Annotated in this window: 8 protein-coding genes and 2 riboswitches; of the genes, 3 read left to right on the plus strand and 5 right to left on the minus strand. The window is 68.9% G+C overall.

Translation table 11 applies throughout. The annotated features are described in order from the left end of the window. Positions 1 to 64 precede the first annotated feature (64 nt). From LDO27_RS23980 to gcvT, 5 genes are all read right to left on the minus strand, one after another. A complete protein-coding gene (locus LDO27_RS23980) occupies positions 65 to 1,441 on the minus strand; it encodes an L-serine ammonia-lyase (RefSeq protein ID WP_224044390.1) in 1,377 nt (458 codons plus the stop codon). A gap of 63 nt (positions 1,442 to 1,504) precedes the next feature. Continuing rightward, positions 1,505 to 2,038 (minus strand): DUF421 domain-containing protein, encoded by a 534-nt coding sequence (locus tag LDO27_RS23985; protein WP_224044392.1) that lies wholly within the window; start codon positions 2,036 to 2,038, stop codon positions 1,505 to 1,507. Positions 2,039 to 2,150: 112 nt separating this feature from the next. Beyond that, entirely contained in the window at positions 2,151 to 5,081 is a 2,931-nt protein-coding gene (gcvP, locus tag LDO27_RS23990) for an aminomethyl-transferring glycine dehydrogenase (protein ID WP_224044394.1), read from the minus strand. Between the two features lie 91 nt (positions 5,082 to 5,172). Next, positions 5,173 to 5,553 (minus strand): glycine cleavage system protein GcvH, encoded by a 381-nt coding sequence (gcvH, locus tag LDO27_RS23995; RefSeq protein ID WP_377747570.1) that lies wholly within the window; start codon positions 5,551 to 5,553, stop codon positions 5,173 to 5,175. Positions 5,554 to 5,645: 92 nt separating this feature from the next. Then, positions 5,646 to 6,773, minus strand: coding sequence for a glycine cleavage system aminomethyltransferase GcvT (gcvT, locus tag LDO27_RS24000; protein ID WP_224044395.1), 1,128 nt, complete (start codon positions 6,771 to 6,773; stop codon positions 5,646 to 5,648). 121 nt (positions 6,774 to 6,894) lie between these two features. Beyond that, positions 6,895 to 7,038, minus strand: a riboswitch (glycine riboswitch). A 28-nt stretch (positions 7,039 to 7,066) separates the two neighbouring features. Next, a riboswitch (glycine riboswitch) is annotated at positions 7,067 to 7,156 on the minus strand. 174 nt (positions 7,157 to 7,330) lie between these two features. Here gcvT and LDO27_RS24005 point away from each other — a divergent pair. The 3 genes from LDO27_RS24005 to hemN all read left to right on the plus strand — a co-directional run bounded on the left by LDO27_RS24005 (position 7,331) and on the right by hemN (position 12,367). Next, on the plus strand, positions 7,331 to 9,439 hold the full coding sequence (locus tag LDO27_RS24005) for a UvrD-helicase domain-containing protein (protein ID WP_224044397.1): 2,109 nt from the start codon (positions 7,331 to 7,333) through the stop codon (positions 9,437 to 9,439). Positions 9,440 to 9,654: 215 nt separating this feature from the next. After that, positions 9,655 to 10,725: a tetratricopeptide repeat-containing glycosyltransferase gene (locus LDO27_RS24010; protein ID WP_224044399.1), complete on the plus strand. Its 1,071-nt coding sequence runs from the start codon at positions 9,655 to 9,657 to the stop codon at positions 10,723 to 10,725. 142 nt (positions 10,726 to 10,867) lie between these two features. Then, positions 10,868 to 12,367 carry an oxygen-independent coproporphyrinogen III oxidase gene (hemN, locus tag LDO27_RS24015; protein WP_224044400.1) on the plus strand — a complete coding sequence of 500 codons (1,500 nt, stop codon included), beginning with the start codon at positions 10,868 to 10,870 and terminating at the stop codon, positions 12,365 to 12,367. Positions 12,368 to 12,390 lie beyond the last annotated feature (23 nt).

Here is a 12,390-nt window from a genome sequence, read left to right on the forward strand (position 1 = left end):
ACTGATCAGCAGGGCGCGCCGCGATCCTGGGCGGGCCTCGGCGGCTCCGGCGGCGCCGGCGGCTTCAGCACTCGACGATATTGACCGCCAGCCCGCCGCGGGCCGTTTCCTTGTACTTGGTCTTCATGTCGGCGCCGGTCTCGCGCATGGTCTTGATGACCGAGTCCAGCGACACATAGTGATTGCCGTCGCCGCGCAGCGCCATGCGCGACGCGTTGACCGCCTTGACCGACGCCATCGCATTGCGCTCGATGCACGGAATCTGCACCAGCCCGCCGACCGGATCGCAGGTCAGCCCCAGGTTGTGCTCCATGCCGATCTCGGCCGCGTTTTCCACCTGTTCCGGCGTGCCGCCGAGCACCGCGCACAGCGCGCCGGCGGCCATCGAACACGCCACGCCCACCTCGCCCTGGCAGCCGACCTCCGCGCCCGAGATCGAGGCGTTGAGCTTGTACAGCAGGCCGATGGCACCGGCGGTCAGCAGGAAGTCGATCACGCCCTGGTCGTTCGCGCCCGGCACGAAGCGGTCGTAGTAGTGCAGCACGGCGGGAATGATGCCGGCCGCGCCATTGGTCGGCGCGGTCACCACGCGGCCGCCCGCGGCGTTTTCCTCGTTGACGGCGATGGCGTACAGGTTCACCCAGTCCATCACCGACAACGGATCGGACAGCGTGCGTTCCGCGCGCTCGGTCAGATGGCGGTACAGCTCCGGCGCGCGCCGCTTGACGCGGAAGGGGCCCGGCAGCTCGCCGTCGGTGCGGCAGCCGCGCGCCACGCATGCCTGCATCACGTGCCAGATATGCAGCAGCCCCTGCCTGACCTCGTCCTCGCTGCGCCACGTGCATTCGTTCTCCAGCATCAGCGTCGCGATCGACTTGCCGCTCGCCTTGGCCATCTCGAGCATGGCCTTGCCGCTGCGGAACGGATGCGGCAACTGCCGCTCCGCCTCGATGACATGCGTGTTCGCCGCGCCGGCCGTCACCACGAAGCCGCCGCCTACCGACAGGTAGCGCCCCTCGCGCAGCGTCGCGCCGCTGGCGTCGTACGCATGGAACTTCATGCCGTTGGGGTGCTCGGCCATGGCCTCGCGGCGGTAGAACGCCACGTGCTCCTTCTCGACGAAAGGCACCGGGTGCCTGCCCAGCAGCGACAGCGTGCGCGACTGCCGCAGCGCGGCCAGCTTGTCGTCGACGGTATCGGGATCGATGGTGTCGGGCGCCTCGCCCATCAGGCCCAGGATCACGCCCTTGTCGGTGCCGTGGCCCTTGCCGGTGGCGCCCAGCGAGCCGTACAGTTCGGCCCGCACGCTGGCCACCCCGGGCAGCAGGCCGTCGCGCTCCAGCCCATGCGCGAACATGGCGGCGGCGCGCATCGGCCCGACGGTGTGGGAACTGGAGGGTCCGATGCCCACCTTGAACAGATCGAAGACGCTGACAGCCACGATGGCTCCTGGATAGGCATGCAAACCGGCTGATCAGTGCGCTGGCCAGTTGCCAGCCCAGCCTTACACCGGTCTGTCGTCGGTTGGATCCAGCCACAGCGACACGCCGGGGCCGGGAGGTTCCTTGGGCAGATCCTTGTACTTCAGCACGCTGATCGATCCGTCGTTTTCCAGGATCGCGCAGTACACATCGTCAAGGCTCGCGCAGCCCTGGCTGCGCAGGTTTTTGGACAGATCGTCGCTGGTGAGGCTGGCGCCCTTCATCACATCCGTGAACACCTTGCCGTCGCGAATCAGCACCTGCGGGCGCCCTTCGATGGCGTACTCGGCCTTGCGGCTGAACCAGCTGATGCGTCCCACCGCGAGATTGGCCCCGATCAGCGTGGCGGCCAGGATCAGGCCGCCGGTCACCGATTCGTCGCCCGCGTTGATCGCGTTCTGCACCGACTCCGACAGGATCAGCAACAGCACCAGATCGAACGGCGTCAGCTCGCCCATCTGCCGCTTGCCGCCGACCCGCAGCAGCACCAGCACCGCGACGTAGACGATCAGGGCGCGTACGACCAGCTCCCACCACGGGGCACCGAGTTCCCACATATTCCCTCCGCCAGGTAGCCGCGCCCAAGGCGCGTGATCTACCCAAGCATAGGGAGAGAATGCCGCTTGCGCCGCCCGCCGCAGTCCTACGCCGGCGGGCGGGCGCGGCGCCTTACTCCTCGTACGCGCTCATCGGCACGCAGGCGCAGAACAGGTTGCGGTCGCCGTAGACGTTGTCGGCACGGCCAACCGGCGGCCAGTACTTCTGCGTGCGCAGCGACGCCACCGGGTACGCGGCTTCCTCGCGGGTGTACTTGTGGTTCCACTCGTTGGCGGTGATCACCGCCGCCGTGTGCGGGGCGTTGCGCAGCGGGTTGTCCTCGCGGTCGAAGCTGCCGTCCTCCACCCGCGCGATTTCGCGGCGGATGGCGATCATCGCGTCGATGAAGCGGTCCAGCTCGTGCAGCGCCTCGCTCTCGGTCGGCTCGATCATCAGCGTGCCCGGCACCGGGAAGCTCATGGTCGGCGCGTGGAAGCCGAAGTCCATCAGGCGCTTGGCCACGTCCTCGTTCGAGATGCCGGTGGCCTTCTGGATCGGACGCAGGTCCAGGATGCACTCGTGGGCGATATGCCCGTTGGCGCCCATGTACAGCACCGGGTAATGCTCGGACAGCCGCTTGGCCACGTAGTTGGCGGCCAGGATCGCGTTCTCGGTGGCTGCGGTCAGGCCGGCCGAACCCATCATCGCCACATACATCCACGAGATCGGCAGGATGCTGGCCGAGCCGAAGGGCGCCGCGGAAATACCGCCGATGCCCTGCTGCGAACGCTCGTAGCCGACGCTGCGCTGGTTGGGCAGGAACTGCGCGAGGTGCGCGCCCACCGCCACCGGGCCGACGCCCGGGCCGCCGCCGCCGTGCGGGATGCAGAAGGTCTTGTGCAGGTTCAGGTGCGACACGTCGCCGCCGAAGTGGCCCGGCGCGGCAGTGCCGACCATCGCGTTCATGTTGGCGCCGTCGACATAGACCTGGCCGCCGTGGCTATGCACGATTTCGCAGATGCGCTGCACGCCTTCCTCGAACACGCCGTGCGTGGACGGGTAGGTGATCATGATGGCCGCCAGGTTGCGGCTGTGCTGCTGCGCTTTCTTCTCCAGGTCGGCCAGGTCGACGTTGCCCTCGTCGTCGCAGGCCACCACCACCACCTGCATGCCCGCCATCTGCGCGGACGCCGGGTTGGTGCCGTGCGCCGACGACGGGATCAGGCAGATATTGCGATGGCTTTCGCCGCGGCTCTCGTGGTACGCGTGGATGATCTGCAGTCCCGCGTACTCGCCCTGCGAGCCGGCGTTCGGCTGCAGGCTGACCGCGGCGTAGCCGGTGGCGGCGCACAGCATGGCCTCGAGCTGATCGATCATTTCGCGATAGCCCACGGTCTGGTCGGCCGGCGCGAACGGATGCATGCTCGAGAACTCCGGCCACGTCACCGGGATCATCTCGCTGGTGGCGTTCAGCTTCATCGTGCAGGAGCCCAGCGGGATCATGGTGCGGTCCAGCGCCAGGTCCTTGTCGGCCAGCATGCGCAGGTAGCGCAGCATCTCGTGCTCGGCGTGGTGCGTGTTGAAGACCGGATGGGTCAGGTACGCGCTCTGGCGGGCCAGCCCCGCCGGATAGGCGTCTTCCACGCTCGCTTCCAGCGCGTCGAACGCCGGTACCGGCTTGCCCTGCGCGAAGATGTCCCACAGCGCGGCCACGTCGGCGCGGGTGGTGGTCTCGTCCAGCGACACGCCGATGCGCGTCGCGCCGGCGCGGCGCAGGTTGATGCCGCGCGCGGCGGCCGCCGCGTGGATGGCCTCGGTGGCGGCGCCGGTTTCCAGCGTCAGCGTATCGAAGAACGTCGCGTTGGCGCGGGTGTAGCCCAGCGTGTCCAGGCCCGCGGCGAGCACCGCGGCCAGCCGGTGCACCCGCTGCGCGATGCGCTTCAGGCCCTGCGGGCCGTGGTAGACCGCGTACATCGACGCCATCACGGCCAGCAGCACCTGCGCCGTGCAGATGTTCGAGGTCGCCTTCTCGCGGCGGATATGCTGCTCGCGGGTCTGCAGCGCGAGGCGGTACGCCTGGTTGCCCTGCGCGTCGATGGTCACGCCCACCAGCCGGCCCGGCATCGAGCGCTTGTACGCGTCCTTGACCGCCATATAGCCGGCGTGCGGGCCGCCGAAGCCCAGCGGCACGCCGAAGCGCTGCGAGTTGCCCACCGCCACGTCCGCGCCCCATTCGCCGGGCGCGGCCAGCAGGGTCAGCGCCAGCAGGTCGGCCGCGGCCACCACCAGGCCGCCGGCCGCATGCACCGCGTCCGCGATCGCGCGGTAGTCGGCCACGTCGCCGTTCACGCCCGGGTATTGCAGCAGCACGCCGAAGGCATGCGCGCCGGCCGCGTCGGCCGCCGGGCCCACCTTCACCTCGATGCCCAGCGGCAGCGCGCGCGTGCGCACCACTTCGATGGTCTGCGGCAGCACGTCGTCGGCCACGTAGAAGGTGTTCGACGCGTGCTTGTTCACGCGCTGCAGCAGGGTCATGGCCTCGGCGGCGGCGGTGCCCTCGTCGAGCATCGAGGCGTTGGCGATGTCAAGCCCGGTCAGGTCCGTGATCATCTGCTGGAAGTTCAGCATCGCCTCCAGGCGGCCCTGCGAGATCTCGGGCTGGTACGGCGTGTACGCGGTGTACCAGGCGGGGTTCTCGAAGATGTTGCGCAGGATCACGCCCGGGGTCAGGGTGTTGTAGTACCCCTGGCCGATAAAGCTCTTGAAGACCTTGTTCTTGCCCGCGATGCTGCGGAGCTTGGCCAGCGCGGCTTCCTCGGTCAGCGGCTCGTTGAACTCGCCCAGCGGCATGCCGTCGCGGCGGCGGATCGCGGCCGGGATGATGGCGTCCATCAGGGCGGCGCGGCTGTCGTAGCCGAGCACCTTCAGCATGTGCTGCTGTTCGGCCGCGTCCGGGCCGATGTGGCGATGGGAGAAGGCGTCGCGCGCCTCCAGTTCGGCCAGCGAGGGCCGGGTGGTGTGGGCGGCGGACATGGGAGCGGAGGCGGGCAGGGGAGCGTTCATGGCAAGAAACGGAGAGCAGGTGCGGCGCGCGCCGGGCGGGGTGGTCGGCCCCTGGCCCGGCGGCGCTGGCGTGGTGAGCGCCGCGCTGGCGTCAGGCGCCGACGCTGGCCTTGTAGGCGTCCACGGACATCAGGCCGTTGACGTCGTCGCCGTTGGCCGGCTTGAGCTTGAACAGCCACGCGTCGAACGCGTTGGCGTTGACGCTTTCCGGCGCCGCGGCGGCGGCGTCGTTGACGGCGATGACTTCGCCCGCCACCGGCGCGTAGATGTCGGACGCGGCCTTGACCGACTCGACCACGGCCAGCGCGTCACCGGCGCCGACCGACTTGCCGACTTCCGGCAGCTCCAGGAAGACGATGTCGCCGAGCGCGTCCTGCGCATGGTCGGTGATGCCGATGGTCAGGGTGCCGTCGGCTTCGACGCGTACCCATTCATGCGACTCGGTGTACTTCAGGTCAGCGGGGAAATTCATCAGGGTTCTCCAGATTCAGATTCTTGTGTGGCCCGCCGCCGCGTCGTATCCGGACGGGGCGGGCGCGAAGTCGACCGTTGTGGTGCGAGCCGTCAGCTCACGAGTGCCTTGCCATTGCGCACAAATGGCAGTTTAACCACAGACGCGGTGAGTTTGCGGTCGCGGATTTCCACCTGCACGTCGCTGCCGATGGCGACGTCCTTGGGCAGGCGGGCCAGCGCGATGGACTGCGACAGCGTGGGGCTGAAGGTGCCAGAGGTGATTTCGCCGTCGCCAGCCGGGGTGATCACGCGCTGGTGCGCGCGCAGCACGCCACCCTTGTCGCGCAGGATCAGGCCGACGAACTGCTGGCTCTGGCCGGCCTGCTGCAGCGCCGCCTTGCCGGTGAAGTCGCGCTCGCTCTGCAGGTCCACGGTCCAGGCCAGGCCGGCATCCAGCGGCGAGACGTTGATGTCCATGTCCTGGCCGTACAGGTTCATGCCGGCTTCGAGCCGCAGCGTGTCGCGCGCGCCCAGTCCGGCAGGCTGCACGCCCGCGGCGCGCAGCTTTTCCCACACCCCGGCCACGTTGGCGGCCGGCACCACCAGCTCGAAGCCGTCCTCGCCGGTGTAGCCGGTGCGCCCGACCATGATCTCGCCGACGGCCGCGTCCTGCACCACCACCGCATTGAAGGGCTTGATGGCGTCGCTCGGCTGCGTCGACGGGAAGGCCTCCCATACCTTGGCGCGGGCGTTCGGGCCCTGCACCGCGACGATGGCCAGCGGCTCCACGCCGTCGGGCACGTTGTCGCCACGGCGGGGCGTGATGGTCACGCCGCTGCCGGTGGCCTCGTTGCGCTGGCGGATCCAGTCGATGTCGCCGTTGGCGGTGCCGGCGTTCACCACCAGCCGGAAATGGTCTTCCGCGAAGAAATAGACGATCAGGTCGTCGATCACGCCGCCCTTGTCGTCCAGCATGCAGGAATACAGCGCCTTGCCGGCGTTCTGGAGCTTGTCGACGTTGTTGGCCAGCAGGCCGCGCAGGAACGCGCGCACATTGGCGCCGGTCAGGTCCACCACGCACATATGCGACACGTCGAACATGCCGGCGTCGCGGCGCACCGCGTGGTGTTCCTCGATCTGCGAGCCGTAGTTGACGGGCATGTCCCAGCCGCCGAAGTCGACCATGCGGGCGCCCAGCGTGCGGTGGATGGCGTTGAGTGGCGTGGCCTGGAGCGTCATGGGAGTCCTCGGAGCGGTTCTGTTCGGTTCGGAAAACAAAAAAGGGTCATCCGCCGCGGGGCTCGCGGGGCGTCCCGTCCGGTGCGACCGGACGATGCGTTCCTTGCGAGCCGCCGTGGCGGATGACCCCTCTGTCCTCGATACCTGAGAGATTACGACCGGATCCGGTGCGGATCCCGTGTCGTGCGCCCCTTCGGTGGATACGCGCGTCGTCTGGCGTCATGGCGACGATGAATGACGGGTATCTCTCTCCAGAGTTCGATATCGATGGCGTGCATTTGCGCGCCTTCTGATCGATCCGGCCAGTCCATGGTGCCTGAGAGTTTTCGGGTGATTCCCCTTCGGCGGCGCGAAGTCCTCGCGCGCTCTCCCGGCCGGATGGCGCGACTCTAACCGGGTGACATGGACGTGTCAACGCGTGGACGTACCCGGGCCGCCGGGCGGCGGGCGAGCGCCCCGGCGTGTTAGGATCGCCGGCTCCTTCCCGGCACGAGGCGGCGCCACCGGCGCATCGCCCGGCCGCGCGCCGCCCGCGCCATCCACAGACCCTCGCTCGCATGACTCACGGACTGAACGCCGCCCAATCCGAAGCCGTCCGCTACCTGGACGGACCGTGCCTCGTGCTCGCCGGCGCGGGATCGGGCAAGACGCGCGTGATCACGCAGAAGATCGCCCATCTGATCGAGGACAAGGGCTTCGAGCCCAGGCACATCGCCGCGGTGACCTTCACCAACAAGGCGGCCAAGGAAATGCAGGAGCGCATCGCCAAGCTGATGGAGGGCAAGACGCGCGAGGGCAAGCGCATTCCGCTCAAGCAGCTCACCGTCTGTACCTTCCACTCGCTGGGCGTGCAGATCCTGCGGGCCGAGGCCGAGCATGTCGGGCTCAAGCCGCGCTTCTCGATCATGGATTCGGACGACTGCTTCGGGCTCGTGCAGGAGCAGCTGGGCACCACCGACAAGAAGCTGATCCGCAACGTGCAGAGCACGATCTCCCTGTGGAAGAACGGCATGGTCGACCCCGAGACCGCCATCGCCCAGGCCGCCGATGCCGACGAGCACCAGGCGGCGCTGATCTACCGCAACTACGTCGCCACGCTGCATGCCTACCAGGCGGTGGACTTCGACGACCTGATCCGGCTGCCCGCCGAGCTGTTCGCGCGCGACGAGGCGGTGCGGCTCAAGTGGCAGAACAAGCTGCGCTACTTCCTGGTGGACGAATACCAGGACACCAATGCGTGCCAGTACCAGCTGCTCAAGCTGCTGGCCGGCGGCTCGCATCTGCGCGCCCCCGCCTTTACCGCGGTCGGCGATGACGACCAGGCCATCTACGGCTGGCGCGGCGCCACGCTGGACAATCTGCGGCTGCTGCAGACGGACTTTCCCAACCTGAAGGTGATCAAGCTGGAGCAGAACTACCGCTCCACGGTGCGCATCCTCAACGCGGCCAACGCGGTGATCGCCAACAATCCCAAGCTGTTCGAGAAGACGCTGTGGAGCGAGCACGGGATGGGCGATCCCATCGCCATAAACCCGATGAACGACGAGGAGCACGAGGCCGAATCGGTGGTGTTCCGGCTCTCGGCCCACAAGTTCGAGCGCCGCGCGCAGTTCCGCGACTACGCCATCCTGTACCGCGGCAACCACCAGGCGCGGCTGTTCGAGCAGATCCTGCGGCGCGAGCGCATTCCGTATGTGCTCTCGGGCGGGCAGAGCTTCTTCGACAAGGCCGAGATCAAGGACCTGTGCGCCTACCTGCGGCTGATCGCCAATCCCGATGACGATCCGGCCTTTATCCGCGCCGTGACCACGCCGCGCCGCGGGGTGGGCAACACCACGCTGGAGGTGCTGGGCACCTTCGCCGGCCAGGCCAAGGTCTCGCTGTTCGAGGCGGCGATGATGGGCGGCATCGAGGCGAAGCTGCAACCCCGCCAGCTGGAGCCGCTGCGGGTGTTCTGCGAGTCGATGGTGCGCCTGGCGGACCGCGCCGCGAAGGATCCGGCCACCGAGGTGCTGGACGACCTGATGGAAGGCATCCACTACGAGGCCTATCTGTACGACACCTTCGAGGAGCGCCAGGCGCAGTCCAAGTGGACCAATACGCTGGAATTTCTCGACTGGCTCAAGCGCAAGGGGACCCGGCCCGCGCCCGAGCCGGGCGAGGAGGGCGACGGCGAGGCGGCCACCGGCTTCGACAACGCCGACGGCTTCGGCGACGAAGGCAAGAACCTGCTGGAGCTGACGCAGACCGTGGCGCTGATGAGCATGCTCGAAGGCCGCGAGGAAGATCCCGACGCGGTGCGCCTGTCCACGCTGCACGCCTCCAAGGGCCTCGAATATCCGCACGTGTTCCTGGTCGGCGTGGAGGAGGGCATCCTGCCCCACTGCCGCGAGGACGAGGACATGACCGACGAGAAGATCGAGGAAGAGCGGCGGCTCATGTATGTGGGCATCACGCGCGCCCAGCGCAGCCTGCATATCAGCTGGTGCAAGAAGCGCAAGCGCGCGCGCGACACCTACTCGTGCCAGCCGTCGCGCTTCATCGGCGAGATGAAGCTGGAGGAGGCGCCCGCACCAGCGGACGCGACGCCGGCAATGAGCCCCAAGGACCGGCTGGCCGGCCTGAAGGCGCTGCTCGGTACGGCCGGCAAGACCGCCGCCGGCTGACCCACAGGCTCAGGCGCGATGGCGCCGTCGCACCGCCCACACAACACCCCACTTACCTTCACGCGCACGCGCGCCGTGGCAGGCGCGCGCCGCCGCCGGCTTGCCCCTCTTTGGCGGGGCAAGCCACACCGCGCGCCTACAAGCGCGGTGGCTTGCGGTATGCTGCCCCGGCCGCCTCACAGGCAGGCACACAAAAATAAGACGAGGGGTCTGAAGTGAAGCGCATTTGCCTGAACATGATCGTGAAGAACGAGGCACCGGTCATCGCCCGGTGCCTGGCCTCGGTCAAGCCGTGGATCGACCATTGGGTCATCGTCGATACCGGTTCCACCGATGGCACGCAGGCGCTCATCCGCGAGCTGATGGGCGATGTGCCCGGCGCGCTGTACGAACGCCCGTGGCAGGACTTCGCGCACAACCGCAACGAGGCCATGGCGCTGGCGCGCACGCATGGCGACTATCTGCTGTTCATCGATGCCGACGAAACGCTGGTCATGCCCGCGGGTTTCCGGTGGCCGGTGCTGGCGGCCGACGGCTACCAGTTCCGCTGCGAGCTGGACGGCTGGTGCTACCAGCGCAACGCGCTGGCGGCCGCGCACCAGCCCTGGCGCTGGGAAGGCGTGCTGCACGAATACCTGACGCAGGAGCGCCCGCACACCTGGCACAGCCTGCCCGGCGCCACCATCGTCGCCTCGCGCGACGGCGCCCGGGCGCGCGATCCCGATACCTATCTGCGGGACATCGAGATCCTCGAGCGCGCCGTGCAGGCCGACCCGGACAATCCGCGCCATCGCTTCTATCTGGCGCAGAGCTATCGCGACGCCGGGCAATTCGAGCAGGCCGTGCGCGCCTACCTGACGCGCGTGGCGATGGGCGGCTGGGAAGAGGAGTGCTGGTTCGCGCTGTACCAGGTCGCCGTGCTGACCGAGGCGCTGGACGCGCCGTCTCCCGATGTGCGCGACGGCTATCTGAACGCCTATCAGGCCCGCCCCACGCGCGCCGAGCCGCTGTGCGAGCTTGCGCGCTATCACCGCCAGCGCGGCGAGCACGCGCTGGCCCACCTGTATGCGCAGCAGGCCGCGGCGATGGCGATGCCCGACGATACGCTGTTCGTCGACGAGTCCGTCTACGCCTGGCGCGCGCTGGACGAGTTGGCGGTCAATGCGTTCTACGTGGGCGCGCGCGCGCAGGGCCGGGCGGCACTACAACGGCTGCTGCACGAGGCGCGCTATCCGGCCAGCGAGGCCGCGCGCATCGAGGCGAACCGCCCGTTCTACGGCCTGTAGCGCGCTGCGGTGCGGCATCCTGGCTGCGCGCGGACGGCAAGCGGGCGAAGCGGCATGGCATCGACAGACCTTTGACGCCAGTCAAGTCCAGCGTGCGGCGCAGGCACTACGATGGCTCGACTCCATCAACAGGCCGCCTCGCATGGCTATCTCCGCCCCCATCCATCGTCCCGGCGCCACCTCGGCCGCCGCCGCCGCGCCCGAGCGCGCCGACCTCGCGGATTTCCGCGCGCTGGCGCCGCGCATCGACATGCACGGCCCGCGCTATACCTCGTATCCGACGGCCGACCGCTTCCATGGCGGCTTCGCCGAGGGCGACTACCTGGCCGCGCTGGCCGACTGCGCCGCGCGCCGTGGGGAACCGCTGTCGCTGTACCTGCACATCCCGTTCTGCGACAACGTCTGCTACTACTGCGGCTGCAACAAGGTGGTGACGCGCGACCGGCGGCGCAGCGCCCGCTATGTCGACTACCTGCGCCGCGAGATCGCGCTGGTGGCGCGGCATCTGGGCGGCCGCCGGGCCGTGATGCAGTCGCACTGGGGCGGCGGCACGCCGACCTTTCTCGACGATGGGCAGATGCGCGCCGTGATGGACGCGCTGCGTACCCACTTCGACCTGCTGCCCGACGGCGAGCACGCGATCGAAATCGACCCGCGCCGCGTGGACGAGGCGCGCATGGCGCAACTGGCGGCGCTTGGCCTGAACCGCGTCAGCCTCGGCGTGCAGGACTTCGATCCGGAGGTACAGCGCGCCATTCACCGCGAGCAGAGTGTCGAGCAGACGCAGCGAGTCGTCGACGCGGCGCGCCGGCTCGGCTTCCAGTCGGTCAGCATGGACCTGATCTACGGGCTGCCGCACCAGAGCACGGCCCGTTTCGCCGCCACCGTCGAGCGCGTGCTGGCGATGCGGCCGGACCGGCTGTCCGTCTACAGCTACGCGCATCTGCCGCACGTGTTCAAGGCACAGCGCCGCATCGATGCCGGCGCATTGCCGGCCCCCGGCGAGAAGCTCGACATTCTGGTCGGCACCATCGAACGGCTGACCGCCGCCGGCTATGTCTATATCGGCATGGACCATTTCGCGCTGCCCGACGACGGACTCGCGCTGGCCCAGCGGCAAGGGCGGCTGCAACGCAATTTCCAGGGCTATGCCACGCATGCCGGCTACGACCAGCTGGGCTTCGGCGTATCGGCCATCGGCGCGGTGGCCGGCCGCTATGCGCAGAACGCGCGCACGCTGGACGACTACTACGCCGCGCTCGACGCGGGCCGGCTGCCGGTATGGCGCGGCTTCGCCATGTCCGCCGACGACACGCTGCGCAAGGCCTTGATCGGCGAGCTGATGTGCAACGGCGTGCTCGATATCGGCGCCATCGAGCGCCGCCACGGCGTGGTGTTCGCGGACGAATTCGCGCCGGAGTTGCGGGAGCTGCGGCCGCTGGCCGCCGACGGGCTGGTGCGGCTGACGCCGCAACGCATCGAGGTCACGCCGCTGGGCCGGCTGCTGGTGCGCCGCGTGGCCATGGTGTTCGACCGCTACCTGCGCGAGGACCGCGCCGACGAGGGCAGGGCGAGGGGCGTACCCACCGCTGCGCCGGGCGCTGCCGTCGCGCCGCTGGTGCGCTATTCCCGGGTGGTCTGAGCCTTTCCGCCCCGGTGCGGTCC

The organism is Cupriavidus respiraculi, assembly GCF_914271545.1.
Taxonomy (GTDB): Bacteria; Pseudomonadota; Gammaproteobacteria; order Burkholderiales; family Burkholderiaceae; genus Cupriavidus; species Cupriavidus respiraculi.

Bases quoted from the DNA above. Each gene is read 5' to 3' on its own strand.
- LDO27_RS23985 (WP_224044392.1), bottom strand. From the start codon at position 2,038: ATGTGGGAACTCGGTGCCCCGTGGTGGGAGCTGGTCGTACGCGCCCTG.
- gcvP (WP_224044394.1), bottom strand. From the start codon at position 5,081: ATGAACGCTCCCCTGCCCGCCTCCGCTCCCATGTCCGCCGCCCACACC.
- gcvH (WP_377747570.1), bottom strand. From the start codon at position 5,553: ATGAATTTCCCCGCTGACCTGAAGTACACCGAGTCGCATGAATGGGTA.
- gcvT (WP_224044395.1), bottom strand. From the start codon at position 6,773: ATGACGCTCCAGGCCACGCCACTCAACGCCATCCACCGCACGCTGGGC.
- LDO27_RS24005 (WP_224044397.1), top strand. From the start codon at position 7,331: ATGACTCACGGACTGAACGCCGCCCAATCCGAAGCCGTCCGCTACCTG.
- hemN (WP_224044400.1), top strand. From the start codon at position 10,868: ATGGCTATCTCCGCCCCCATCCATCGTCCCGGCGCCACCTCGGCCGCC.